Annotated in this window: 25 protein-coding genes, 1 tRNA gene and 1 riboswitch; of the genes, 17 read left to right on the forward strand and 9 right to left on the reverse strand. The window is 54.7% G+C overall.

Annotated elements, in window-relative coordinates; all coding sequences use genetic code 11:
* Positions 1-92: 92 nt before the first annotated feature.
* Positions 93-168 (reverse strand) — tRNA-Lys (locus tag OAN307_RS00565).
* Between the two features lie 96 nt (positions 169-264).
* Between OAN307_RS00565 and dapF the strand changes: the two genes are divergently transcribed.
* The 8 genes from dapF (at position 265) to OAN307_RS00605 (ending at position 7,316) form a co-directional block, all read left to right on the forward strand.
* A complete protein-coding gene (gene dapF / locus OAN307_RS00570; RefSeq protein ID WP_015497942.1) occupies positions 265-1,080 on the forward strand; it encodes a diaminopimelate epimerase in 816 nt (271 codons plus the stop codon).
* The gene (mtaB, locus tag OAN307_RS00575) at positions 1,077-2,342 is read left to right on the forward strand and encodes a tRNA (N(6)-L-threonylcarbamoyladenosine(37)-C(2))-methylthiotransferase MtaB (protein ID WP_044042938.1); all 1,266 of its coding nucleotides are present in this window, start codon (positions 1,077-1,079) and stop codon (positions 2,340-2,342) included. The genes dapF and mtaB overlap by 4 nt, the downstream gene beginning before the upstream one ends.
* Positions 2,343-2,409: 67 nt before the next feature.
* Entirely contained in the window at positions 2,410-2,994 is a 585-nt protein-coding gene (locus tag OAN307_RS00580; RefSeq protein WP_015497944.1) for a glutathione S-transferase, read from the forward strand.
* Positions 2,995-3,024: 30 nt separating this feature from the next.
* Positions 3,025-3,648, forward strand: coding sequence for an FMN-binding negative transcriptional regulator (locus OAN307_RS00585; protein WP_015497945.1), 624 nt, complete (start codon positions 3,025-3,027; stop codon positions 3,646-3,648).
* An 11-nt stretch (positions 3,649-3,659) separates the two neighbouring features.
* Positions 3,660-4,256, forward strand: coding sequence for a glutathione S-transferase (locus OAN307_RS00590; protein WP_015497946.1), 597 nt, complete (start codon positions 3,660-3,662; stop codon positions 4,254-4,256).
* A 203-nt stretch (positions 4,257-4,459) separates the two neighbouring features.
* Positions 4,460-5,071, forward strand: a complete 612-nt coding sequence (gene petA, locus OAN307_RS00595; protein WP_015497947.1) for a ubiquinol-cytochrome c reductase iron-sulfur subunit — start codon at positions 4,460-4,462, stop codon at positions 5,069-5,071.
* A gap of 12 nt (positions 5,072-5,083) precedes the next feature.
* Complete coding sequence (locus OAN307_RS00600; RefSeq protein ID WP_015497948.1) at positions 5,084-6,427, forward strand: cytochrome b; 1,344 nt, start codon at positions 5,084-5,086, stop codon at positions 6,425-6,427.
* Positions 6,428-6,437: 10 nt separating this feature from the next.
* Positions 6,438-7,316, forward strand: coding sequence for a cytochrome c1 (locus tag OAN307_RS00605; RefSeq protein ID WP_015497949.1), 879 nt, complete (start codon positions 6,438-6,440; stop codon positions 7,314-7,316).
* A gap of 54 nt (positions 7,317-7,370) precedes the next feature.
* Here the strand turns inward: OAN307_RS00605 and OAN307_RS00610 are convergent, their stop codons facing one another.
* Genes OAN307_RS00610 through OAN307_RS00620 form a run of 3 tightly spaced genes read right to left on the reverse strand, consistent with a single transcriptional unit; the run spans position 7,371 to position 10,508 of the window.
* Positions 7,371-8,063 (reverse strand): thiamine ABC transporter ATP-binding protein, encoded by a 693-nt coding sequence (locus tag OAN307_RS00610; protein WP_015497950.1) that lies wholly within the window; start codon positions 8,061-8,063, stop codon positions 7,371-7,373.
* Positions 8,050-9,546 (reverse strand): thiamine/thiamine pyrophosphate ABC transporter permease ThiP, encoded by a 1,497-nt coding sequence (locus tag OAN307_RS00615; protein ID WP_015497951.1) that lies wholly within the window; start codon positions 9,544-9,546, stop codon positions 8,050-8,052. Before OAN307_RS00615 ends, OAN307_RS00610 begins: the two co-directional genes overlap by 14 nt.
* Positions 9,522-10,508 carry a thiamine ABC transporter substrate-binding protein gene (locus OAN307_RS00620; protein WP_015497952.1) on the reverse strand — a complete coding sequence of 329 codons (987 nt, stop codon included), beginning with the start codon at positions 10,506-10,508 and terminating at the stop codon, positions 9,522-9,524. The genes OAN307_RS00615 and OAN307_RS00620 overlap by 25 nt, the downstream gene beginning before the upstream one ends.
* 54 nt (positions 10,509-10,562) lie before the next feature.
* A riboswitch (TPP riboswitch) is annotated at positions 10,563-10,662 on the reverse strand.
* Between the two features lie 71 nt (positions 10,663-10,733).
* On the opposite strand from OAN307_RS00620, the gene aroC reads away from it, so the two are divergent.
* Positions 10,734-11,846, forward strand: coding sequence for a chorismate synthase (gene aroC, locus OAN307_RS00625; protein WP_015497953.1), 1,113 nt, complete (start codon positions 10,734-10,736; stop codon positions 11,844-11,846).
* Here the strand turns inward: aroC and OAN307_RS00630 are convergent.
* The 3 genes from OAN307_RS00630 to OAN307_RS00640 form a co-directional block, all read right to left on the reverse strand.
* Positions 11,843-12,712 (reverse strand): DMT family transporter, encoded by an 870-nt coding sequence (locus tag OAN307_RS00630; protein WP_044044386.1) that lies wholly within the window; start codon positions 12,710-12,712, stop codon positions 11,843-11,845. The two genes, aroC and OAN307_RS00630, sit on opposite strands and share 4 nt — an antisense overlap.
* Before the next feature lie 74 nt (positions 12,713-12,786).
* The gene (locus OAN307_RS00635) at positions 12,787-13,077 is read right to left on the reverse strand and encodes an HU family DNA-binding protein (RefSeq protein WP_015497955.1); all 291 of its coding nucleotides are present in this window, start codon (positions 13,075-13,077) and stop codon (positions 12,787-12,789) included.
* A gap of 139 nt (positions 13,078-13,216) precedes the next feature.
* The gene (locus tag OAN307_RS00640; RefSeq protein WP_015497956.1) at positions 13,217-14,695 is read right to left on the reverse strand and encodes an AMP nucleosidase; all 1,479 of its coding nucleotides are present in this window, start codon (positions 14,693-14,695) and stop codon (positions 13,217-13,219) included.
* Positions 14,696-14,907: 212 nt separating this feature from the next.
* Here OAN307_RS00640 and OAN307_RS00645 point away from each other — a divergent pair, with 212 nt between their 5' ends.
* From OAN307_RS00645 to OAN307_RS00665, 5 genes are read left to right on the forward strand one after another with little or no spacing between them, the layout of a single operon-like run.
* Entirely contained in the window at positions 14,908-15,663 is a 756-nt protein-coding gene (locus OAN307_RS00645) for a class II aldolase and adducin N-terminal domain-containing protein (RefSeq protein WP_015497957.1), read from the forward strand.
* Positions 15,653-16,642, forward strand: coding sequence for a sterol desaturase family protein (locus tag OAN307_RS00650; protein ID WP_015497958.1), 990 nt, complete (start codon positions 15,653-15,655; stop codon positions 16,640-16,642). The genes OAN307_RS00645 and OAN307_RS00650 overlap by 11 nt, the downstream gene beginning before the upstream one ends.
* 2 nt (positions 16,643-16,644) lie before the next feature.
* Positions 16,645-17,805 carry an acyl-CoA dehydrogenase family protein gene (locus OAN307_RS00655; RefSeq protein ID WP_015497959.1) on the forward strand — a complete coding sequence of 387 codons (1,161 nt, stop codon included), beginning with the start codon at positions 16,645-16,647 and terminating at the stop codon, positions 17,803-17,805.
* The gene (locus tag OAN307_RS00660) at positions 17,802-19,817 is read left to right on the forward strand and encodes an acetate--CoA ligase family protein (RefSeq protein ID WP_044042941.1); all 2,016 of its coding nucleotides are present in this window, start codon (positions 17,802-17,804) and stop codon (positions 19,815-19,817) included. Before OAN307_RS00655 ends, OAN307_RS00660 begins: the two co-directional genes overlap by 4 nt.
* Entirely contained in the window at positions 19,810-20,592 is a 783-nt protein-coding gene (locus tag OAN307_RS00665; protein ID WP_015497961.1) for a carnitinyl-CoA dehydratase, read from the forward strand. Before OAN307_RS00660 ends, OAN307_RS00665 begins: the two co-directional genes overlap by 8 nt.
* Here OAN307_RS00665 and aroQ read toward each other — a convergent pair.
* Positions 20,589-21,023, reverse strand: a complete 435-nt coding sequence (gene aroQ, locus OAN307_RS00670; RefSeq protein ID WP_015497962.1) for a type II 3-dehydroquinate dehydratase — start codon at positions 21,021-21,023, stop codon at positions 20,589-20,591. The genes OAN307_RS00665 and aroQ overlap by 4 nt on opposite strands.
* Positions 21,024-21,397: 374 nt before the next feature.
* Between aroQ and OAN307_RS00675 the strand changes: the two genes are divergently transcribed.
* Positions 21,398-22,099 carry a hypothetical protein gene (locus tag OAN307_RS00675; protein WP_144055472.1) on the forward strand — a complete coding sequence of 234 codons (702 nt, stop codon included), beginning with the start codon at positions 21,398-21,400 and terminating at the stop codon, positions 22,097-22,099.
* A 51-nt stretch (positions 22,100-22,150) separates the two neighbouring features.
* The gene (locus OAN307_RS00680; RefSeq protein ID WP_015497965.1) at positions 22,151-22,783 is read left to right on the forward strand and encodes a hypothetical protein; all 633 of its coding nucleotides are present in this window, start codon (positions 22,151-22,153) and stop codon (positions 22,781-22,783) included.
* A 487-nt stretch (positions 22,784-23,270) separates the two neighbouring features.
* Here OAN307_RS00680 and OAN307_RS28685 read toward each other — a convergent pair whose 3' ends face one another.
* A complete protein-coding gene (locus OAN307_RS28685) occupies positions 23,271-23,438 on the reverse strand; it encodes a hypothetical protein (RefSeq protein ID WP_187292532.1) in 168 nt (55 codons plus the stop codon).
* 159 nt (positions 23,439-23,597) lie between these two features.
* Here OAN307_RS28685 and OAN307_RS25690 point away from each other — a divergent pair, with 159 nt between their 5' ends.
* Positions 23,598-23,999, forward strand: coding sequence for a hypothetical protein (locus tag OAN307_RS25690; RefSeq protein ID WP_015497967.1), 402 nt, complete (start codon positions 23,598-23,600; stop codon positions 23,997-23,999).
* Positions 24,000-24,334 lie beyond the last annotated feature (335 nt).

Genomic DNA, 24,334 nt, shown 5'->3' on the forward strand with positions numbered 1-24,334 from the left:
CAAATCACCCGAAAACAAAGTCAATAAAGCGACTAAAAAGACACTAGAAATGAAGGAAGGGTCAGGCGATTCCGCCCAACCCTTTGATTTAATGGTGAGCCCGCCCGGATCCGAACCGGGGACCTACTGATTAAAAGTCAGTTGCTCTACCAACTGAGCTACAGGCCCACACCGCGAGCATTTAGAAACAGCCGCCTCTACGGTCAACCCCTAATCATCTTGCAAGACTGGATAAGTCGCGGACGCTCAACTATATGCGCCGACATGACACAGAACATCCCTTCCGGCGTACCGTTTATGAAAATGCATGGCCTTGGCAACGATTTCGTAGTGATCGACGCGCGTGACGGCGTTTTGCGGGTAACGGACGCGATCGTGATGGCTATGGCGGATCGCCACCGGGGTGTGGGTTTTGATCAGCTGGCAGTGATGAAAAAACGCGCGGATGCCGACGTTCATCTGACATTTTACAATGCGGATGGCACTACAGCAGGCGCGTGCGGCAATGCCACACGCTGCATTGCGCGCCACATTATGGACGAAACGACAAAGACCGATGTGACGCTGACCACGGATCGCGGCATCTTGCTGGCGCAAGACGCTGGCGGCGGTATGACCTCAATTAATATGGGGCTGCCGCAACTTACCTGGCAGGAAATTCCACTGGCCCGTGACGTCGACCTAGATGCGCTACCGATTAACGGTGCGCCAATGGCGACGGGCATGGGCAATCCACATTGCACTTTCTTCGTGGAAGATGCCGAAGCGATTGATCTGGCGGCGATGGGCGCGCTGATCGAACACCATCCGATCTATCCCCAACGTACCAACGTGCAGTTCGCACATCTTGTTGGCCCTGACCATCTTCGCATGCGGGTCTGGGAACGCGGTGTCGGGGTGACGCTTGCGTCGGGCTCGTCGTCCTGTGCCACGGCTGTTGCTGCCCATCGCAAAGGACTTACAGGGCGCAGCGTGCGTATCGATCTTGATGGCGGTACGATCCACATCGATTGGCGCGATGACGGCGTCTGGATGACTGGCCCGACCGCGCATGTCTTCAGCGGCGTGTGGCACGGATGAACGCGCCAAAGTTTACAACACTTGGCTGCCGCTTGAACGCCTACGAAACCGAAGCGATGAAAGAGCTTGCAGGTGCCGCAGGCGTGCAAAATGCCGTCATCGTGAATACCTGCGCCGTGACCGCCGAGGCCGTGCGCAAGGCCAAGAAAGAAATCCGCAAGCTGCGGCGCGAAAACCCGGATGCGACGTTGATCGTGACAGGGTGCGCTGCGCAGACCGAACCCGAAACCTTCATCGCGATGCCCGAAGTGTCCAAAGTCATCGGCAACACTGAAAAGATGCAAGCGGCCACCTGGGCTGGCATGGCCCCCGATCTGATCGGGCAAACCGAACCAGTGCAGGTCGATGACATCATGTCCGTCACCGAAACCGCCGGCCATCTGATCGACGGCTTTGGCACGCGTAGCCGCGCCTACGTCCAAGTGCAAAACGGCTGCGACCATCGCTGCACATTCTGTATCATCCCTTACGGTCGTGGCAATTCGCGCAGCGTTCCGGCTGGGGTTGTGGTGGAACAGATCAAACGGCTGGTCGGCAAAGGCTACAACGAGATCGTGCTGACGGGCGTGGACCTGACGTCGTGGGGCGCGGACCTTCCTGTGCTGCCAAAACTCGGCGATCTGGTCATGCGTATCCTGAAACTGGTGCCGGATCTGCCGCGCCTTCGGATCAGTTCGATTGACTCAATTGAGGTGGACGACAATCTTATGCGCGCCATCGCCACAGAACCGCGCCTCATGCCGCATCTGCACTTGAGCCTCCAGCATGGCGACGACCTGATGCTCAAACGTATGAAACGTCGTCATCTGCGCGATGATGCGATCAAGTTTTCTGAAGACGCCCGCAAACTGCGCCCCGACATGACGTTCGGCGCGGACATTATTGCCGGCTTCCCAACAGAGACTGAGGCGCATTTTGAAAACTCGCTGAAACTGGTGGATGACTGCGCCCTAACATGGCTGCACGTTTTCCCTTATTCCCCACGCCACGGCACGCCTGCCGCACGGATGCCGGCGGTGAACGGCAAAGACATCAAAGCCCGCGCCGCACGTCTTCGGGCTGCCGGCGACATCGCAGTCGCCAAACACCTCGCAGCACAACTGGGGAAGACCCATCATATCTTGATGGAAAATCCACGCATGGGCCGTACGGAACAGTTCACCGAAGTCACTTTTGATACTGACCAACCGGAATCCCGGATCGTCACAGCATTAATAACCGGCCAGACACAATCGCAGCTCACAGCTTCATCTTGGCCTTAAAACTCCCGCCGGAGGCTCCGACATCTCAACACCAATACTCTATTCATTCCGGCGCTGCCCCTACGCCATGCGCGCACGCCTTGCGATTGCCTCAGCGGGCCTCACTGTAGAACTGCGTGAAATCCTGCTGCGCGACAAAGCGCCCGACTTCCTCACGACCTCCCCCAAGGGCACGGTCCCCGTCATGGTGGCCGATGAAGTGATCGAAGAATCGCGCAACATCATGCACTGGGCGCTGGGCCGCAGCGACCCCGAACGTTTGTTACCAGACATGACCGAAAACGCCACCGCCCTCATTGCCGAATGTGACGGGTCGTTCAAAATAGCCCTCGACCATACCAAATACGCCGTCCGCTATCCTGATATCGACGCCGCAGAAAGCCGTGCAACCGCCGCTAGCTTCATTACCAAACTTGACGCACAGCTTGACACAAAGCGATGGCTTTATGGCGATAGTCCGTCCTTCGCCGACCTCGCGATCCTGCCGTTTGTGCGCCAGTTCGCCCATACCGATCTGGACTGGTGGGACAGGCAATCTTTCACCCACGCACACTCATGGCTTGCGGCGTTCAAATCCTCTGCCCGCTTTACGTCGATTATGAAAAAGTATCCCCCTTGGAAATCCGGTCAGGATCGTGTCCTGTTTCCTTGAACGCTACTATAACTGTCTGGGATAGACCCGATGCACCCCAACCCGATCTTTCGCAAAACGCCTGATGCGCGTACTTTGGCATTTCTGCGCCAACGCTCGTTTGGACAAATCACAGCGATAGGCCCTGACGGATTGCTCGCGGCGCATGTGCCTGTGCTGTTGGACGGGGATGGAACGACCCTTGATCTTCACCTCGTCCGCTCAAACCCGATCGCGCGTGCGCTTGCTTGCCCGCTTGATGTCCTGCTCACGGTCACAGGACCAGATGGCTATGTGTCCCCAGATTGGTACGGAGTGCCTGATCAGGTCCCAACGTGGAATTATGTGGCCGTGGAAATACGTGGCACGTTGGAAATTCGCGGCCAGGACAACATGCGCGACGTGCTCGATCGCCAGACCGCACATTTTGAAGGTCGGCTGCCTAAACCCCAATGGACGGCCGCCAAGATGACACCAGATGTCTTGGAAAAGATGATGCGCCAGATCGTCCCGTGCCGATTGACCATCACAGACATGCAAAGCACCTTTAAGCTGAGCCAGAACAAGCCCGATGACGTGCGGCTGCGTGCCGCCAACGCGATGGCCCAAGGCGGGATTGGCATGGAAACTACTTCCCTAGCTGCGCTGATGCGCGACCCACCCAACGACGACTGAAAGGAAGACCTATGAAACTGATCATGTCCCCACCCTCGCCCTTCGCCCGCAAAGCCCGCGTTTTGCTGCGTGAAACTGGATTGATTGACCGCGTTGAGGAAATTGAAATTTCGTCCTCGCCACTGGCGTCAGACGCGCAAATCCTTGCTGCGAATCCCACAGGAAAAATACCTGCGCTGATCCGTGAAGACGGCCCAGCGATTTACGACAGCCGCGTCATCACGCGCTATTTGGATGATATGGCAGATGCAGGGCTTTATCCGGTGACCAGCCTTTACGAAGTCCTCACACTTGAGGCGACGGCAGATACGATCATGGATGTGACCGTGGCGATGACCTACGACGCGCGTTTCCGCCCCGATCAGAAATCCCCCGAATGGACAGAGGCGCAATGGGGCAAAGCTGCCCGCGCGATTGCAGCGATCAACAATCGCTGGATGAGCCACCTCAGTGGCCCGCTAAATATGGCCCAGATCGCCGTATCCTGCGCATTGTCGTATGTTGATCTGCGCCACGACGCACGCAACTGGCGTCACGGTAACGATGCCTTGGCAACATGGCAGGCAGAATTTGAAGCCCGCGGCGCGATGCAGGCGACAAAACCATAAAGGTGCCAATGACGCTGGCCGGTGACAGGGGCCGACGACGGGGGCCGGTGACGGGGGCCAATCGCCGCATGCTGCCAGATGCGCTTGAATGGTGCTGGACCTAGCGGGTACACGCGTCTAAGTAGCGAACGGAATGATTGTCCCTTTTAAGGAACTTTCGTCGTATTTGACGGGCAAAAGCCCCAAAATTCGGAGAACAACAGGTGTCGAACGCAGAAGACCATAACACAACGCGCCGCGACTTTATCTATTACGCGACAACTGGCGCTGGTGCAGTCATCACGGGTGCCGCGGTTTGGCCGCTCGCAAATTCAATGAACCCCTCGGCGGATGTTCTTGCGCTCGCATCGATTCGTGTGCCCGTCGACAGTGTGGCACCCGGCACACAGCTGACGGTGCTGTGGCAGGGCAAGCCAGTGTTTATTCGCCGCCGCACTGAAACAGAAATTGAAGCAGCGCGTGCCGTCGGGATTGATGAACTCGTCGACATGGGCGCCGAGAACGCAAATATTTCAGGCGAAGCCGAAGCCACAGATGAAAACCGCGCACTAGCGAATTTTAGTCCTCGGAACCCCGATGGTTCCATGGGCGTTCCGGTTGGAACCACCGGTGAGTGGTTGGTTCAAATGGGCGTTTGCACCCATCTTGGCTGTGTCCCGCTGGGCGATGGTGCTGGCGACTTTGGCGGATGGTACTGCCCGTGTCACGGATCGCACTACGATACCGCTGGCCGTATTCGCAAAGGACCTGCCCCGCGCAACCTTCCTGTTCCTGTTGCGTCCTTTGTGGACGAAACAACCATTCAACTCGGTTAAGGAGAGAAACCCATGGGCGGCATTCCCCACGACCATTACGAACCAAAGACCAGCGGCGAAAAGTGGCTCGACAGCCGCTTGCCAATCGTTGGACTGCTTTACTCAACGCTGATGGCGCCAACGCCGAAGAACCTGAACTGGATGTGGATCTGGGGCATTGTCCTGACATTTACACTGGCAATGCAAATCGCGACAGGCGTCGTGCTGGTGATGCACTATACGCCACACGTCGACTTGGCATTTTCGTCAGTTGAACACATTATGCGCAACGTGAACGGCGGCCACATGATCCGCTACTTCCACATGAACGGCGCATCGTTGTTCTTCGTAGCGGTCTATGCGCACATGTTCCGCAGCCTGTACTACGGATCTTACAAAGCACCACGCGAAGTCACGTGGATCATCGGTATGTTGATCTTTGTTCTGATGATGGCAACGGGCTTTTTGGGCTACGTTCTGCCATGGGGCCAAATGTCGTTCCACGGTACAGCCGTTATCACTGGGTTGTTTGGCGCGATTCCTTTAATCGGTGAAACCCTGCAAACTTGGCTGCTTGGTGCTGGCGCTGTTGGCCAACCTGCGCTGAACCGTTTCTTCTCCCTGCATTACCTGCTGCCCTTTTTGATCACAGGTCTTGTCATCGTTCATATCTGGGCGTTCCACACGACAGGCAACAATAACCCAACGGGTGTTGAAGTGCGTCGCGGATCAAAAGAAGAAGCCGAAAAAGACACGCTTCCGTTTTGGCCTTACTTCGTCATCAAGGACCTGTTCGCGCTAACCGTCATTTTGGCGATCTTCGTGGCGATTGTTGGCTTTATGCCAAACTATCTTGGTCACCCTGACAATTACATTGAAGCCAATGCGCTTGCGACACCGGCACACATCGTGCCGGAATGGTACTTCTTGCCATTCTACGCAATTCTGCGGGCGTTCGATAATCAGGTCTGGGTCGTGATCTTTGCTGAATGGATCAGCTTTGGCATCATCGACGCAAAGTTCTTTGGTGTTATGGCAATGTTCGGCGCGATCATTGTCATGGCGTTGGTTCCATGGCTCGACACCTCGTCGGCAAGGTCGGGACGCTACCGTCCAATGTTCAAATGGTGGTTCGGCCTCCTTGTCGTAGACTTCATCGTTTTGATGTGGGCAGGCGCAATGCCTGCTGCGGAACCCTATTCAACGATTTCCTTGATCGCTGCGACATACTGGTTCGCCTACTTCCTCGTTATTCTGCCGTTGCTGGGCGTCATCGAAAAGCCGATGGCACCCCCCGCAACAATTGAGGATGACTTCAACGCGCACTACGCGTCGAAGGACGATGACACGCAACCCATCGTCTCTCCGGCCGAGTGAGAAAGGACAAATGAAAATGTTCCGCAAACTCACCCTGACCACAGCAGTCGCGCTAGGCCTCGCCTCGGGCGCTGCATACGCGGCTGGTTCCGAAACCCACATTGAGGATTTTGATTTCTCGTTTGAAGGTCCATTCGGTGCCTATGACACCAACCAGCTTCAGCGCGGCCTTCAGGTCTACACTGAAATCTGTTCGGCCTGTCACGGACTAAAATTCGTTTCTTTCCGTAATCTGCACGATGAAGGTGGCCCAGCGCTGCCCGAAGACCAGATGCGCGCCTACGCGGAATTCTATGAGATTTTTGATGAGACACTGTTTGACGGCGACGGCGATTTCCGCCCCGCCACTCCGGCAGACCACTTTCCTGAAAGCAGCCTGTCAAACGCACCGGACCTGTCGCTTATGGCAAAGGCTCGCGCTGGTTTCCACGGCCCATATGGAACCGGTATCAACCAGTTCTTCAAAGGCATGGGCGGCCCCGAATATATCGCGACCCTGCTCAGCAGCTACGTAGAAGAACCACAGTGTGCGCAGGACATGGAAACGCCGATGGACGGCTATTACAACACAGCCTTCGCACCAGGTGGTTACCCTGATGAATGTAAAGGCGACCATGGCGAACACCTGTATCCCGGGTCTTGGATTGGCATGGCACCACCTTTGTACGGGGATGATGTTGAATTCGCTGATGGCCATTCAACCGAAATTGACCATATCTCACAGGATGTTGCCGCGTTCCTGATGTGGACAGCTGAACCTAAGATGATGGCACGCAAACAGGCAGGCCTTACAGGTGTGATCTTTCTGACAGTATTGTCCGTGTTGTTGTATCTGACAAACAAACGTCTGTGGGCACCCCACAAAGGCGGCGCAAAGCGCAGAGACTAAGCGTCTTTCACAATCAAACGAATGGCCCGCCAAATCTGGTGGGCCTTTTGCGTTTCAGCCTAGGTATTCTTTGAACGGTGCAGGCGGATCATTCAGGAACCGCGCCGTTTCAATCGGGGCCCACGCCTTGCCGGAAACGACCCCGATGACCGCATCAGCCACCCGCGCAGCATCCGCCGGATCATGGGTGACCATCACAACCGTGCGCCCCGCGGCCTTTGCCAACTCAACCGACAAATCCAACATTTCAGCCTTCATTCCGGGCCCTAGCGCGCTGAACGGTTCGTCCATCAGCATAATCTCACGGTTCTGCAACAGCGCGCGTGCCAATGCGGCGCGGCTTTGTTGACCACCAGACAACGCCGCTGGTTTGCGTGTCGCCAAATCATTTAGCCCGACACGGGTCAGCATGTCTTCAGCCTTAATTTGCGCGTCGCGCGTCGGGGTCAACCGCGACCCCAGCGCCAGCGCCACGTTCTGCAAAACTGTCAAATGCGGGAACAGATTGTTGTCCTGAAACAGCATCGATACCGGCCGCTTATGGGGTGGCAAAGCAGTGATATCCGCACCGTTCCAAGACAACACACCGGATCGCTGCGATACGAATCCCGCAATCCCGCCAAGCAATGTCGACTTGCCTGCACCGGATGGCCCGATCACTGCCGTCACTTTGCCTGCCTCGATCCGCAGGTCCGCTGACAACGTGTAGCCGCCCTGCATAAAAACCGCGTCCCTACACCACAGCATGTCCGCGGCCTCCTTTGTCAAAAGCCCAAAACAGGCCGAGTGATAATCCGACCAATAACAACGCAGCACCATACGCGGCCTCCATCTGATAGGCCGCCATCAGTTGATACATTGCCATCGGCAAAGTCCCTTCACCCGGGCGCGAGAATAGGGTGATGACACCAAGGTCCCCCATCGCCAGTGCCCCAGTTAAACCCGCCGCAAACCCCATTGGACGGCGTAAGCGTGGCAAATACACAATCCGCCACAACGCCCAGCCCCGCAGGCCAAGTGATTTCCCCAATCGGCCAAAATCACCGCGTGCCGATTCCACACTGGGCCGCAAAATTCGCAACACAAACGGTAGCGCCATTAGCACATTCACCATCATCGTCACTGGTAACGCCACCGAAGATGGCCGCACATAGGGCTGCACGATCAGGAACATCCCCGTGCCCAACACCAAACCGGACACAGATAGTCCCAACAGCGATGCAGCCTCACCTGCCTTTGTCACCAACGGCAAAGCCAGCGCCATGGTCAAAACCACCGCACCCAATGAGATGAGCAATGAGCGAATAGCGGCGCCCCAAATACCATTCGGCAGATCAGCCAGCCCAGAAAGTCCCGCGATGAAGATTGCCATAAGGGGTGCCAGCAGAAATAGCGTCGCCAGCCCGATCCACGTCGTATCAAGCATTCTTGACCCATCCCAGCGCTGCACAACCCGATCAAAGCCAGCGCCAAGCATGTCACCGCGCGCAAGCAGCAATGCTATAAGTCCAGCCCCAAGCCCAAGGCAAAGCTGCACAACCGCCAAAGATGCCGCTTTGCTCAGGTCAAAATCAAACTTGAACGCCTGATAAATCGCAAGTTCTACAGTCGTCGCTCTTGGTCCACCGCCAAGCGTCAAGGCAACAGCAAACGAGCCGATACAAATTACAAAAATCACCGCAAATGCACCGGGCGCAATACGCCGCAACATCGGCCACTCTAGCAGCCAAAACACTGGGGCATTCAAACTTGCGGCGACGCGAAACCTCTCGGATGGGATCGACAGCCAGCCTTGCAGGATCAGCCGAACCGCCAGCGGCAGATTGAAAAATACATGCGCAAGGATCACACCATGCGCACCATAAATATCGAGTTTCGGAACACCTAAAGGTTCCAGTACCAAATTCACAAACCCGTTGCCGCCAAACACGGAAAGCAGGCCCAGAATTGCAACAATCACTGGCAGAATGAACGGTGCCCCCATAACGGAAATCAGCGCCGACCGCCCCCAAAAAGATCGCCGCGCCAGGGCACGTGCGACGGGAACTGCCAAGCCAACGCTGATCAAGGCAGACCAGGATGCCTGCCAAACTGTAAACCGCAACGCCGACAGGTCAGCCACAGACAGGGCCGTAAAACCACCGCCGCGCCACAACACTGCCGTCACGGGGCCGATGACCAGCCCCGCGACAACAAGTGCTGCGATTATTGCGACAACGCGCTGCGCCACGCTTCAATCGCTCCATCACGAAGCGCTGCTGCCTCATCTTCGGTGTAAAACAATACCGTTTCGGGCATTGGCAGATCTTGGAACCCTTCAGGCCATTGATCCATTGGCAAAGCCGCTGGGAAGGACCAGTTGGTTGTCGGGATCATCGTTTGAAAATCCTCAGTGAGGATGAATGCCATGAATTCATCCGCCAGTTCAGGCTGATCAGTCGTTGCCAACTTCGCGGCCAGTTCGACCATGAAATAATGACCTTCGTCGAATATTGCGGCTGATTTGGTCAGGTCTTCTTCGGCAATGATGTGGTAGGCGGGCGATGTCGTGTAGGACAACACAACGTCCGCTTCACCGTCCGTGAACAGTCCATAACTTTCGGACCAGCCCTGCGTCACGGTAACGATCTTGGGGGCCAAACGCAGCCATGCGGCTTCAGCCTCATCGCCATAAACCGCCTGTACCCACAGCACCAATGCAAGACCCGAAATCGACGAACGCGGGTCTTGGATAACGATCCGCACGTCGTCGGGGGCATTCAACAACGCCTCAAAGCTGTCGAAACCGTCTAGCTTAGTGTTGTCGTAAATGAACGCCGTATGACCATAGTTGAACGGCAAAAACGTATCATCGTCCCAGTCTATTGGCAGCGTCAGCGGCGATAGGTCCAACCCGTGCGGTGCAAACAACCCACTGTCACGGGCGCGTTTGGTAATGTCTGAGTTAAATCCGATGGCGACATCTGCCTCGGTTCGCGTGCCTTCCAGCAACAAACGTGGCAACAAGTCACCCGTCTGATACTGCAAATCGCAACTACAACGTTCTTCGAACGCCGCCTCAATGCTGGGGCCTGGGCCCCATTCGGACCCAAAATAATCGGGGGCGTATACTGTCAGCACAGGTGTATGGCCGTCCGCAAGCGCTGCGGTACCAAACAATAGTCCTGCGACAGTGATCAGGGTGGTTTTCATTGTATCATCCTCTCAATGTTGCGGAACGGAGAAAGGAGAATGAGACCAAATTCTATTCTGGCCCGTCACCTTCCCTCCGCCGGTTTTAACCGGTTCAGGTTCTACGGGTCCGTCTTTCAACATCTCAGCCAGCGCGGCCCCCCGAGGTGTAGACAGGGTTAGGATGGTCCAGTGGACTTGGCAAGGGCCTGTCGCAACGCTAGACGGAAACAAAGGAGCGCACCCATGTCGATCAACTCTTTCGGTCATCTTTTCCGCGTCACCACTTGGGGCGAAAGCCACGGGCCTGCTTTGGGCGCAACCGTCGATGGCTGCCCGCCAGGTGTGCCGCTGACAGCGCCGATGATCCAAACATGGCTCGATAAACGCCGCCCCGGTCAAAACAAAATGACGACTCAGCGGCAGGAAGCTGATGCGGTTGAGATTTTGTCCGGCGTGTTTGAGGACAGAACGACAGGCACGCCAATCCAGTTGATGATCAAGAACACTGATCAACGGTCCAAAGATTACGGCGACATCGCCAATACGTTTCGCCCGGGACATGCCGACATCACGTATCACCAGAAATACGGTCTGCGTGATTACCGTGGCGGTGGTCGGTCGTCCGCACGTGAAACAGCGTCTAGGGTTGCGGCTGGTGGCGTTGCACGTGCTGCAATCAAATCGATCGCGCCGAACATCGAAATCAAAGGCTACATGGTGCAGATGGGTGAAAAGCACATAGACCGCGCACGCTTTGACTGGGATGCGATTGATGGCAATGATTTCTGGTGCCCCGATGCTGGCGTCGTGGACGAATGGACGGACTACATAAACTGGCTACGCAAGGACGATCACAACTCAGTCGGTGCGATGATCGAAGTCGTGGCACGCAACGTCCCCGCAGGCATTGGTGCGCCGGTTTATGGTAAGTTAGACACTGATTTGGCGTCGGCAATGATGTCGATCAATGCGGTCAAAGGCGTGGAAATCGGCGAAGGCATGGCCGCTGCGTCCCTAACAGGACGTGCCAATGCAGATGAGATTTTTATGGGCAAGGACGGGCCAGAATATTCGTCTAACCACGCAGGTGGCATCCTTGGTGGCATCAGCACGGGGCAAGATATTGTCGTGCGTTTTGCAGTCAAACCAACGTCCAGCATCCTTTCCCCGCGCGCGTCGATTCGCATGGACGGAACACCCACCGAAGTCGTCACGAAAGGACGTCACGACCCCTGCGTCGGCATTCGTGCAGTCCCCGTTGGCGAAGCGATGATGGCGGCTGTGATCCTCGATCATATGCTGTTGGATCGCGGCCAAACCGGTGGCGTGCGTGGGCAGATCGGGCCACAGACTTAGGCTGGTTTCTGCCTTGACATCTGTACCGCCAAAATGCCGGATGTGATGATCAGAACGCCCACAATGTCCATCGACCCCAGCTTTTCGCCGAGCAGCAGCGCAGCCGTCAGCACGCCAAAGAACGGCGTCAGGAAATGGAACACTGCGGCAGGTGTCGCCCCAATGCGGTCCACCAACATGAACCAGATCAACGTCGCCCCAATGCCCGGAACGATTACCGTGTAAGTAAACGCCACCCCCAATTGCCACGTCAATGTGACGTCGAAAGTTTCAAACGCCAGCGCGGGCACCCAAAGCACCGCGCTGCCGACCAACATTTGCAATCCGACGACCATCAGGAAATTGCCACCCGACGATGCGCCGCGCACCGACAGCGTCGCCACTGTCAACGACACCACGCCGACGACGCAAAGACCCAGCCCGAACATATCGACTTGCCCTTGCAAACGCGCACCCATGATCAACGCGACACCCACCACACCAGCGACCAAGCCCGCGACGCTAAGGGGTCTGATCCGTTCCCTAAATACAGTCCAGCTTGCGAAGGCGACCAACAGCGGCATTGTCGATGCTACGATGGCCGCAAGCGATGCTTCAATGGTCTGCATCGCGACGAAATTCAGCCCCAGATACAGCGCGTTTTGCGCCACGCCAAAGACTAGTGTCGCAATCCACTGGCGCCGCGTCAAATGCCAGCTTTGGCCCATGGCGCGCGCCAACAGAACGGCAAAAATTCCCGACAAAAGAAACCGGACAGCAAGCGCGTAAAGCGGTGGTGCATATTGCACGATCACGCGGGCCGACGTGAACGCCGACGCCCACATGATGCCAAACATCACGCCCATAACAATCGCTTTGGTATCAATCGGCTTCAAAACGTCCCCCACAAAAAAAAGGCCGCCCCGAAAGGCGGCCCTCTAACCAAATTAGCGGATCAGCCTTAGCCGTTCACGCTGTCTTTCAGTGCCTTCGCGATGGTCATCTTAACCACTTTGTCGGCGTCTTTCTTGATCTGCTCACCCGTTGCTGGGTTGCGAACCATACGCTCTGGACGTTCACGGCAGTAAATTTTGCCAACGCCTGGCAGAGTCACAGCACCACCGCCAGATACTTCGCGGGTGATAAGACCTACGATCGCATCAAGCGATGCGGATGCGGATTTCTTGTCCGTACCCATGTCTTCTGCCAGCGCTGCAACAAGTTGCGTCTTGGTCATTGGTTTCGTCGCCATTGTAATTCTCCTCGTTCTGCCCGTTTTCTGGGCTTCTTGCATAGTCAGTAAACTGCATGTCGCTATGTTCCACAACGATTAGTGCCACATTACAAGTGAAAAACTGCATATTGTAGTAAAATACTCCATTTTTCGCCTGTTATAGGAAGGCAGTTTCCTCAAATGAGCGTAATTTCCGGCTGTGAATCCGCTCAAGCGGCATCTTCCGCAACTGCTCCATCGCCCGAATTCCGATCATCAAATGCCGCGAAACCTGTGTTTTATAAAAATCTGACGCCATTCCGGGCAGCTTTAATTCCCCGTGCAGGGGCTTGTCAGAGACACACAAAAGCGTGCCATAGGGCACACGAAACCGGAACCCGTTGGCCGCAATTGTCGCGCTTTCCATATCCAATCCGATGGCACGGGATTGGGACAGCCGTTGAACGGGACCCGATTGATCGCGCAATTCCCAATTGCGATTATCGATGGTCGCGACCGTTCCTGTCCGCATGATGCGCTTCAACTCGTAACCCTCCAGCTCAGTCACTGATGCAACTGCTTCTTCCAGTGCGATCTGAATTTCCGCCAGCGCTGGGATTGGCATCCAGACTGGCAGATCATCGTCCAACACGTGATCTTCACGCAGATATGCGTGGGCGAGGACAAAATCACCAAGCCGTTGCGAATTACGCAGGCCCGCACAATGCCCAACCATCAGCCATGCATGTGGGCGCAGCACCGCAATGTGATCTGTCGCCGTTTTCGCGTTCGATGGCCCGACGCCGATGTTCACCAACGTGATGCCGCCCTGACCTTCACGACACAGATGATAGGTCGGCATTTGCGGCAACTTTTCGACTGTTTTCAGTGGGGCATCCGATTCGGTAATGACTTGATTTCCGGTTGATACAAACGACGTGTATCCGCTGTCTGGATCGGCCAGCATTTTGCGGGCGTAGGCCTCAAATTCTTCAACGTAAAACTGGTAGTTTGTGAACAACACGTGGTTCTGGAAATGTTCAGCCTTGGTCGCGGTGTAATGCTGCAGTCGCGCAAGTGAATAATCGATCCGCTGGGCGGTAAACGGCGCAAGTGGGCTGGACCCGTCTGGATGATGAAAATCGGAGCCATTAACGATATCGTCGTTCGTTGTCGCCAAATCTGGCACGTCGAACACATCGCGCAGACTGAATTCCAATGCGCCCTCTTGTGGCACGTCGACCTCACCGGACACCGCGAAATGGACAGGCATTGGGGTTGTCGATACACCAATCACGACTGGTTCGTCATGGTTTTCGATCAACAATCCGATTTGTTGCATAAGATAACCTTCAAACAAGTCGGGCCGTGTTACAGTGGTCGAATAGTCTCCCGGTCCTGCGACGTGGCCAAAACTCAGCCGCGAATCCGTCTGCGCGTATGTGTACGTGCGCATGCGAATCTCGGGGTAGAACGCACGAAAGCGGGAATCTGGTCGTGCACCTGTCACGTTCTCGGCAAATGTCTCCATCAGGAACGTCACCGCAATTCCGTAAAGTTCCTGCAAACGTTCGACGGCGGCCCGTGCATCCCTGAATTCCTGCGCGACTGGAACTTCAGGAGAGATAACAGGAAGATGTAGATCTGATTTCATCATAGGATGGGCCTCCGATAATTCTTATGTCCGTTTATGCAAAAAGCCGCAGAATAAACTGCGGCATGCGTTGTCATATGTACGTGTGTATTCATGCACCATAATGCCACCAGAATATGACACTCCGCAAGACCTGGCCCGACGTCATGACAATGTCGCTTTTCCACTAGTCAGCCGCGCGTCGCTCGTGTTGGCTGGCAAAAAGGAGAACCGCCATGACCGTCACCGATCTAAAACCGAACCTGTCGAACTGGAAAGACCGCGTTGATCTCGCTGCTGCCTTCCGCTGGACGGCGCGGCTGAACATGCACGAAGGGGTCGCAAACCACTTTAGCTTCGCCATAAATGACGACGGTACGCAGTTTCTAATGAACCCCAATCAAATGCACTTCAGCCGTATCAAGGCGAGCGATATGATTGTGGTGGACGCCAACGACCCCGAAACCCTAACCGGTCCCAACGCCCCTGATCCCACCGCATGGGGTTTGCACGGCGGCATCCACCGCCATTGTCCCCACGCGCGTTGTGCAATGCACGTCCATTCAATTCATGCGACCGTACTGGCAACACTCAAGGACAGCCGCCTGCTGCCCATCGATCAAAACTGCGCGACATTCTTCAACCGCTACGTGATCGATGATCACTACGGCGGTCTCGCGTTTGAAGAAGAAGGGACTCGTTGCGCTGGCTTGCTGACTGACCCGAAACAAAAAGTCATGATTATGGGCAACCACGGCATCATGATCATCGGCGCAACAGTCGCTGAAACCTTCAACCGTCTGTATTATTTCGAACGCGCAGCGGAAACCTACATCCGCGCGCTGCAAACCGGCCAGCCCCTGCGCGTGTTGTCTGACGAGATTGCGGAAAAAACCGCGCAAGAACTTGAAGACTATCCCGAACAGGACGAACGCCACCTGTCCGAACTCAAGGCGATCCTCGACGCCGAAGGTTCAACCTATGCCAACTGACGCTAGTCCTCCAAAGCGACAGGAATGGAACCATCTGCCAGACACGCCCATCGTGGTGTCACCCCTGTGGCAATGGCCGCCCAAACCGCTTGCCGTGGCCAAATGGTATTTCGACAGCTGGTTTTTCATCACCGTTAACCTCACCATCGTCGCAATCTCATTCGCCGCATTTTATTGGGCAAGCCCGACGCTAGACCAAACTGCAACATTCAGCCCCGTCTGGATGGCTGCAATATGGCTGCGAAACGCCGTAACAGTGACCGTTTTAGCTGGGGTTCTGCATCTGTGGTTCCATAAATATGCTGGCCAAGGCACCGAGTTGAAATTTGACCCACGCCCGTTTCCCCGCAATGGTCGCATGTTCACGTTCAACAGTCAGCTGCGCGACAATATGTTCTGGACGATCGCGTCTGGCGTGACAATCTGGTCGGCATTGGAATGTGTGATGTGGTGGGCCATGGCAAACGGTTACGCGTCTGTGATCACCTTTGAAACCAACCCGATCTGGTTCATCGCGATCTTCTTTCTCATCCCCGTCTGGGAGAGCTTTTATTTCTACTGGATGCACCGCTTCTTGCATACAAATTTCATGTACCGCTTTCACGCTTTGCACCATCGTAACAGCGACATCGGGCCATGGTCCGGCATGTCGATGCATCCCGTAGAACACGCTTTCTACTTTGGCTCGGTCCTCATCCACTTCGCGATCGCGTCGCACCCCGTGCACATAATTTTCCATCTGATGTTCTATGGCTTGCTGGCAATCACATCGCACACAGGGTTCGAGGGTGTGCTGTTTCGCAACAAGAAACGCCTGCACCTGGGCAACTTTCACCACCAAATCCATCATCGCTACTTTGAATGCAATTATGGCAACCTCGACGTTCCGTGGGATATCTTGTTTGGCAGCTGGCATGACGGCACGGCGGACGGCAAAGCGCGGCTCGCGGAACGCCTAAAAGCGCGCAAGAGGACATGAACATGAATTACGGCCTGACCGAAGAGCATCACATGATTGCGGACACCGTCCGCAGCTTCGTCGAAAAAGAAATCTACCCGCACGAAGACCTCGTTGAACGTACAGGTGAAGTCCCGCAAGACATCGCGGATGAGATTAAGCGCAAGACAATTGAACTCGGCTTCTACGCCTGCAATTTCCCCGAAAGTGCGGGTGGTGCGGGTCTAAATCACGTTGAATTTGCACTTGTTGAACGCGAACTTGGGCGCGGATCGATGGCGCTTAATCATTTCTTCGGCCGCCCGCAGAACATCCTCATGGCCTGTGATGGCGACCAGATTGAACGGTATCGCGACCCCGCCGTGCGCGGTGAACGGATGGACGCGCTGGCGATGACTGAACCCGGTGCGGGATCGGACGTGCGCGGCATGAAATGTTCAGCCGTGCGCGATGGTGGTGATTGGGTGCTTAACGGGACCAAACACTTCATCTCTGGCGCGGATCACGCCGATTTCCTGATCGTGTTTGTGGCCACGGGGGAGGATCAAACCCCGCGCGGCCCCAAGAAACGCATCACCACATTTCTCGTGGATCGCGGCACACCCGGTTTCACCATTCGCGACGGATACAAGTCCGTGTCGCATCGTGGTTATAAAAACATGATCCTCGATTTTGACGATTGCCGACTACCAAACGCACAGGTCTTAGGCGAAGTCGACGGTGGCTTTGCTGTAATGAACGAATGGCTCTACGCGACGCGCATCACTGTCGCGACAATGTCCGTTGGCCGCGCACGGCGTGTCTTTGATTATGCGCTCAACTATGCGGCAGAACGCGAACAGTTCGGTCAGAAGATTGGCAAGTTCCAAGGCATCAGTTTTCAGCTCGCCGATATGATCACCGAAATCGACGCGGCAGATTTGCTGACCCTTGCAGCCGCAGACAGGCTCGACAAAGGGCTTCCAGCCAACCGTGAAATTGCATCTGCGAAACTCTATGCGTCAGAAATGCTGGGCCGTGTCACCGATGCGGCGATCCAAGTTCATGGTGGCATGGGTCTGATGGACGATTTCCCGCTTGAACGCTTCTGGCGCGATGCCCGCGTCGAACGTATCTGGGACGGAACATCCGAAATCCAACGCCACATCATAAGCCGCGAAATGCTGCGGGCTCTTGGTGCATGACGCACAACTTATCGAGACTACTTCGCCCCAAAAGCGTTGCTGTGATCGGTGGCGGTGCGTGGTGTCGCGCCGTGATCGAACAGCTTCAGAAGTTAAAATTCAGTGGTGATATCTGGCCAATTCACCCCAGCGCCCGCGAAATCTGTGGCCTGCCAACCCACCCATCGGTGCACGACCTGCCGGATATTCCTGACGCTGCATTCATCGGCATCAACCGCGATGCGACCATCGAAGTCGTTGCGCAGCTATCGAAAATTAGCGTTGGTGGCGCCATCTGTTTCGCAAGTGGTTTTAGCGAAACAGATGGCGGTCAGAACGCCAACGCGCGCCTGCTAAAAGCAGCCGCCAACATGCCAATTCTTGGTCCCAATTGCTATGGCATGATCAACGCGCTGGATGGTGCTTCGCTTTGGCCAGATCAGCATGGGTGTTTGCCTGTTGATCGTGGTCTGGCGATCCTGACGCAAAGCTCCAACATCGCCATTAACCTCACGATGCAACAACGCGGCTTGCCAATCGCCTATGTCGTGACATGTGGAAATCAGGCGCAGCTGTCGATGGCGCAGATCGCTGATGCCTTGCTTGATGACCCCCGCGTTACAGCGATTGGCCTACATATCGAAGGGTTCAGTGACCTTGTGGCATGGCAGGCCCTTGCCCGCAAAGCCTACGCAAAAGGCATTCCGCTGGTCGCGTTGAAAGTTGGAAAATCCATTGAGGCGCAGAGCGCCACGATCTCACATACAGCGTCATTGGCTGGCAGCGACGCAGGCGCAACCGCGCTCTTGCAACATCTCGGTATCGCGCGGGTTGATGACCTCCCAACATTATTGGAAACGTTGAAAATCTTGCACGTCGCCGGTCCCCTCCCATCTGGGCAGATCGCGTCTATCAGTTGTTCTGGCGGGGAGGCTAGCCTGATCGCCGATATGGCATACGACACGGCGCTTACCTTCCCCCCTTTGACAGATCTGCAAGAAAAACGTCTCTTGGCAGCGCTCGGCCCCAAGGTCGCATTGGCCAATCCGCTGGACTATCACACATATGTTTGGCGTGACATCGGGGCTATGACACGCACCTTTTCCGCTATGATAGTGACTGAAATCGCGATCACATTCTTGATTGTGGATTTCCCACGTGGCGACATATGTGACCCGTCAGATTGGGAATGCGCGATCCAATCGGCGCTGGACACGCGCGCTGCAACAGGTGGGACAATCGCTATGGTCGCGACCCTGACCGAACTCATGCCTGAACACGTTGCCCGCCGATTGATGACAGGCGGTATCATTCCAATGGGCGGTATCCGTGAGGCTTTGGCCGCAACGCAAGCCGCTCATCAGCGCGCACCAAGGTCCGCCGACCTAGTCGTTGCGACCGCATCAATGCCTGCTGAGACACTGTCAGAAGCAGACGCAAAGCGGGCCTTGGAAAAGGTAGGCGTCATGGTGCCGAAACTCCGGACAGGCGACCTCGAAACGCTCGCCACCCACGCCGACATCGAACAAGGGCCGTTCGTGCTGAAATCCATCGGAGCCGCCCACAAAAGCGAAGCTGGTGGCGTTGCATTGTCCCTGACCAGCGGCGACGCGGTGCGTAATGCAGGCGCAAAGATGTCGACCAAGGACTTTATCCTTGAAGAGATGATTACGGATTCTGTTGCAGAAATTCTTGTAGGTATTGTAAAAGACCCTGCCCATGGCTTTGTGATCACGATCGGTGCGGGTGGGATAAATGCTGAACTGATGCAAGACACTGCGTCTGTCTTGATGCCTGCGTCCCGCGAATGCCTTAAACAGACACTAAATACGCTGAAAGTGGCAAAAATCCTCAATGGATATCGCAATCAACCTACTGGGGATATCAACGCGATGCTGGATGCCATCGATGCGATCCAGTCCTATGTTCTTGCCAATCTCGACACCATTGAAGAGGTTGAAGTGAACCCGCTCATCATCACCCAGACCCGTGCGGTCGCCGCTGACGCCTTGATAAGGAAACGCCATGACTGACCCGATCAAAACACGACGCGAGGGCGCGATCCTCGAAGTAACGCTGGACCGGCCCAAGGCCAATGCAATCGACCTGACAACAAGCCGGATAATGGGAGAGGTTTTTGCCGATTTTCGTGATGATCCTGACCTACGTGTGGCGATCCTCACTGGCGCGGGGGAGAAATTCTTTTGCCCCGGTTGGGACCTCAAGGCGGCAGCGGACGGGGACGCAGTTGACGGCGACTACGGCGTTGGCGGCTTTGGCGGCCTGCAAGAACTGCGTGACATGAACAAGCCCGTCATCGCCGCAGTGAACGGCATTTGCTGCGGTGGTGGGCTGGAATTGGCACTTTCTGCGGACATTATCCTCGCGGCTGATCACGCGACATTCGCGTTGCCCGAAATCCGGTCTGGCACCATCGCGGATGCGGCGTCTATCAAACTGCCCAAACGCATTCCCTACCACATTGCGATGGAACTGTTGCTGACCGGTCGTTGGCTCGACACGACCGAGGCGCTCAATTGGGGCTTGATCAATCACGTGCATCCAGCCGCTGATCTAATCGCGCAAGCTTGGGACATGGCGCGGCTTCTGGCGTCTGGTCCACCCCTGGTTTACGCCGCGATTAAGGACGTTGTCCGCGATGCTGAGGATGCAAAATTCCAAGACGCGATGAACCACATTACAAAACGTCAGCTGGCATCGATAGATCGTCTCTATTCCAGCGAAGATCAGCTTGAAGGCGCACGTGCATTTGCTGAGAAACGTGATCCCATTTGGAAAGGCCGCTAGGCCAAAAGCGTCTTGATCCGTCGCAGCGCAAAGCCGTATCCATCCGTCCCAAAGCCCGCGATCACGCCCTCGGCGCGGGCCGACACGTAGGAATGGTGCCTAAAACGTTCACGTTTATGGATATTGGAAATGTGCACTTCCATCACCGGACCCTCGAACATCTTTAACGCGTCTAGAATGGCGACAGACGTATGGCTCAACGCGGCTGGATTAATGATAATGCCCGCCGCCACGCCGCGCGCTTCTTGGATCCAGTCCACCAGCACACCTTCGTGATTGGATTGGCGCGCATGAACGTCCAACCCCAGCTCGGCTCCCAATGCGGTGCAAGACGCCACAATATCGTCAAGCGTTTCAGAGCCATAAATCTCAGGCTGGCGTTGGCCCAAAAGGTTCAGATTCGGGCCGTTGATAAGAAGTATTTTTCCCATGAGCGACCATCCGTCATGGCCAGCATTATGGCAAGCCCTCAGGCCTTTTCGAATTGGACAAGTCGTGCAATGTCGTAACGATGTGACAGGTCGGCCTTATCGCTGTAAATACGCACGTCGTGACATGTAAGGTCTACAATTTCTGTGTCTAATCCACCTAAAATTGCCTCAAATCCGGCGCTTTGATAGTGCTGGGCATTAACTGAAATTACAAACAAACACCCCTGTAGCGCTGGATGGAAAGGCCAAGGTCGGCTTTGGGCCGATTGTGAAGTTTCCTATTTTAAAGTGCTTTCACCAATTGATGAACAACCAAACTAAACTCTACATTCGTTTTTTTTGAGTAAATGGCGCGAGCGATGGCAAGGTTGACTATGAACATTGATCCTTTTGACGAAAAGATGTGGGAAGTTCGTCTTGAACTTGTTCTGAACGCTCTTGCTGATGCCCAAGAGCCCTTTCTTGAGGCACATTGGCAAGCCAATGGCAGCCCGCCAAAAATTGAATTTAATGGTCAGGATGAGACGCCATATCCAGGCGAAGACTTGGCCCGCCTGTACGAAGCTGCAGGGATTGCGATGCGCGATGGTGATCAGGAATACTTTGTACCGCTTCGGACAGCTTTGGATCATGTAAGAGATATAATGCGTTTACATCCGAGTTTGACCTGCGTTTCGAGCACTATGTTTGGCGCTGATGGTTTGCAGGTCGGCATCCTCAATGCACGCTCGTTCACAAGTTTGAGCCGTCTGATAGTGGGACAAATGGCCCGCCGTGATGCGTGTCCTGACAAGCGATTTCGTACTTCCATCATCGAGTTGAATTCACTTTTGCAGTTATCTAGGGGTGGGCAAAGCCACCCACTCTCTAATCGTCTGGATATTGGTTATGACATAGCACTTTTTCATGGTGATCGTGTTTTAGACACGGTCGAGCTTGGTGAGGGATATTCATTGATGCCCTATTCGCATCTACGCGAGAACGTTGATGACGAATGGTTGGAGGATGTCGCACCGGATCAGCTCCGTCACCGCAACTGGGACTCCATTTGCGCAGTTGTGCATGAATTCCGTTAGAAGCCCGAAATCCGCCCTCCCAACTCACACAATGATTCACGGGTCAGAAGAATGCCTCCGTCATTCGATGGGAGAGTTTCGGCTTTTGCAAACTTACTCGCCGTATCCATCGGAATGTCACATCGATGGTTGATGACGATTGAAGGATGTGTGCCGCGTGTCTCAAGTCACTTGCTTGGGCTGATTCACAATTGCGGTTCTACGCGCAAAGGTCGTTCAATTGGCCATTTGTATAGTCCTTTTCGACAGCCGCGGATAGTTGACCCGAGGTTGATCAAAAATGCGCGCCAACACGTATTTGAGACAGATGTTGGAGCCTACGCCGAGCTTGCACCTGTAATTCAACGGTTGGCTGAGGCGCTTGGCAGAGATGGGCAATATGCACGCGAAGACAAGGTTCTTGACGTTGCCGTGTCGCTGGAGCGGCTTTTCAAGCCGAGTGGCAGGCGCATCAGTTTGGATTTACAAAATGCTGTCGCAGACACTCTCGGCACCAGCGATGAATCAAAAGCCCAGTTCAGAGATCAGGTGAAACATTTCTATGATGTACGGTCGGCAATCATTCATGGCCCGGTAGACACAAAGAAAAAGCAGCTCCTGACAGAAACAGGTGAGGCCTTTCAAAATGGATTTGAATTGGCTCGCGCTTCACTCATGAAAAAACTTGAGACGGAGCTTATTTGATAGCATTTACTACAACAAAAGAGACTGAATGGTCGCCCGGTTTACACAATGCCATCATTGGCGCAGCGGCAGCGAAAGCGCGCTTTGTCGGCATCACGTCGATAAAGCAAAAATGCTGCACGATGCACGAACATCAGCTTTCGGAAAGCTGCGCTGCAGTGTCGATGGTCCCGGCGAATGTCCGGTATGGGCCGTCCGTGACAATGATGAGATAGAGAAGCGGTCAGATTGCTGCGCCATGCAGATTTCGACACGAAGGGCGGAGAGCAGACTTTCGCTGCAGGTGCGAGGTTGCAGTGAACCAATGGCGAGATCTGACATTCAAACAGCCACGGATCGAGGGATTGTGCTGCGGTGCGGAAGGCGGCTGAGAGCCCATATTGACCCGTTACGCGGGCGCATCAAACCAGCAAGGCAAACACGTTCCGCATGTTCGAAATACTCTCGCTAAGCAAAAGCGCCGCCCAGTTTCAAAGGCCGTGACGGGTTACGACTTGTACTGTGCGCCCTGAGTTTCGACTAACTTGTCAATCTGGTCACGAAGAAAACCATACGAATTCGGGATCCTACCACGCGCATCCAAGAGGGCTTCCTCAACAGCATCGGAGTAATTCTGTTCATCGGTACAGCGAATGGCGATATCAACAACGTTCATGTTTTCGGACACCAGACCTCTCATAACCACTTTGCCGATAACTTGTCTTTCTATGTTGTGTATCGACAGGCTGGAGAAGTTTTAGGGGCGCAGGTCAGGGTGAGTGAACTTGCATCTGACAGGGGTAGAGCGCTGGAACAGGCTCAGGGCTGAAGTCAGTTGACGTTGGAGCCATATGATGAAGAAGAAGTTGAAGCTTCTGACACAATAATCCGTCGGGTTCCGGAACAGCAAATCGTTTGGGATGACAACGGTGATGTGCCACGACGTAGGATATCGACGTCCTTATATGCTAAATCTTCAGGTCCACTTGAGGGCATGTCAGTCGATATCGAAGCATTGATGGTCAATGATAGTATTATTCCGACCGAATTTTTAACAATGCCTGTCTTTCGAGGGGCGGTCTCTTTTTTAGCGTCTGAAGTCCGTTCCTTAGACCTGATTGTTGGGTATCATCCAATAAAAGACGATCCAAAACAACCAGATAACCCCTATCATGGCGAAGTATGGCGAAATACTGAGGCAAAGAGATTCACTAGCGCTCAGAGAAATGGTCTATGAGACGCTGCTAAATGGTACGTCGTTATCAAAGATGTAGAACTTAAGTGACGCATGCTGCCAAGTCTCTGTCACAGATGCTCCCAAAAAGACACTATGGCGTCTTAGCAAGCGCCCAACTCGCGTGTTCTCGGTATATGTGCACGCAAAAAAAAGGTGTAGCACTTACATATGAAAATAGTACGCTCAAAATATGATTGAAGGATAAGCAGTAAAAACTGCACAATAACGCACTGGTTGGAGAGGGTGCGGGGGGGGCAAATTTACTTAAATGAACACAACGTACTGATAGTAAACAATAAATTTATATATAATGGTGCCCAGAAGAGGACACCCAA

The sequence above is a fragment of the Octadecabacter antarcticus 307 genome (assembly GCF_000155675.2).
GTDB classification, from domain to species: Bacteria; Pseudomonadota; Alphaproteobacteria; order Rhodobacterales; family Rhodobacteraceae; genus Octadecabacter; species Octadecabacter antarcticus.

Coding starts and splice junctions, on each gene's coding strand:
- dapF (WP_015497942.1), top strand. CDS start 265: ATGACACAGAACATCCCTTCCGGCGTACCGTTTATGAAAATGCATGGC.
- OAN307_RS00660 (WP_044042941.1), top strand. CDS start 17,802: ATGACGCACAACTTATCGAGACTACTTCGCCCCAAAAGCGTTGCTGTG.
- aroQ (WP_015497962.1), bottom strand. CDS start 21,023: ATGGGAAAAATACTTCTTATCAACGGCCCGAATCTGAACCTTTTGGGC.
- OAN307_RS00585 (WP_015497945.1), top strand. CDS start 3,025: ATGCACCCCAACCCGATCTTTCGCAAAACGCCTGATGCGCGTACTTTG.
- OAN307_RS00650 (WP_015497958.1), top strand. CDS start 15,653: ATGCCAACTGACGCTAGTCCTCCAAAGCGACAGGAATGGAACCATCTG.
- OAN307_RS28685 (WP_187292532.1), bottom strand. CDS start 23,438: ATGAACGTTGTTGATATCGCCATTCGCTGTACCGATGAACAGAATTAC.
- OAN307_RS00640 (WP_015497956.1), bottom strand. CDS start 14,695: ATGATGAAATCAGATCTACATCTTCCTGTTATCTCTCCTGAAGTTCCA.
- OAN307_RS00675 (WP_144055472.1), top strand. CDS start 21,398: ATGAACATTGATCCTTTTGACGAAAAGATGTGGGAAGTTCGTCTTGAA.
- OAN307_RS00680 (WP_015497965.1), top strand. CDS start 22,151: ATGCCTCCGTCATTCGATGGGAGAGTTTCGGCTTTTGCAAACTTACTC.
- OAN307_RS00665 (WP_015497961.1), top strand. CDS start 19,810: ATGACTGACCCGATCAAAACACGACGCGAGGGCGCGATCCTCGAAGTA.
- aroC (WP_015497953.1), top strand. CDS start 10,734: ATGTCGATCAACTCTTTCGGTCATCTTTTCCGCGTCACCACTTGGGGC.
- OAN307_RS00610 (WP_015497950.1), bottom strand. CDS start 8,063: ATGCTGTGGTGTAGGGACGCGGTTTTTATGCAGGGCGGCTACACGTTG.
- OAN307_RS00645 (WP_015497957.1), top strand. CDS start 14,908: ATGACCGTCACCGATCTAAAACCGAACCTGTCGAACTGGAAAGACCGC.
- mtaB (WP_044042938.1), top strand. CDS start 1,077: ATGAACGCGCCAAAGTTTACAACACTTGGCTGCCGCTTGAACGCCTAC.
- OAN307_RS00635 (WP_015497955.1), bottom strand. CDS start 13,077: ATGGCGACGAAACCAATGACCAAGACGCAACTTGTTGCAGCGCTGGCA.
- OAN307_RS00600 (WP_015497948.1), top strand. CDS start 5,084: ATGGGCGGCATTCCCCACGACCATTACGAACCAAAGACCAGCGGCGAA.
- OAN307_RS00590 (WP_015497946.1), top strand. CDS start 3,660: ATGAAACTGATCATGTCCCCACCCTCGCCCTTCGCCCGCAAAGCCCGC.
- OAN307_RS00605 (WP_015497949.1), top strand. CDS start 6,438: ATGAAAATGTTCCGCAAACTCACCCTGACCACAGCAGTCGCGCTAGGC.
- OAN307_RS00580 (WP_015497944.1), top strand. CDS start 2,410: ATGCGCGCACGCCTTGCGATTGCCTCAGCGGGCCTCACTGTAGAACTG.
- OAN307_RS00620 (WP_015497952.1), bottom strand. CDS start 10,508: ATGAAAACCACCCTGATCACTGTCGCAGGACTATTGTTTGGTACCGCA.
- OAN307_RS00655 (WP_015497959.1), top strand. CDS start 16,645: ATGAATTACGGCCTGACCGAAGAGCATCACATGATTGCGGACACCGTC.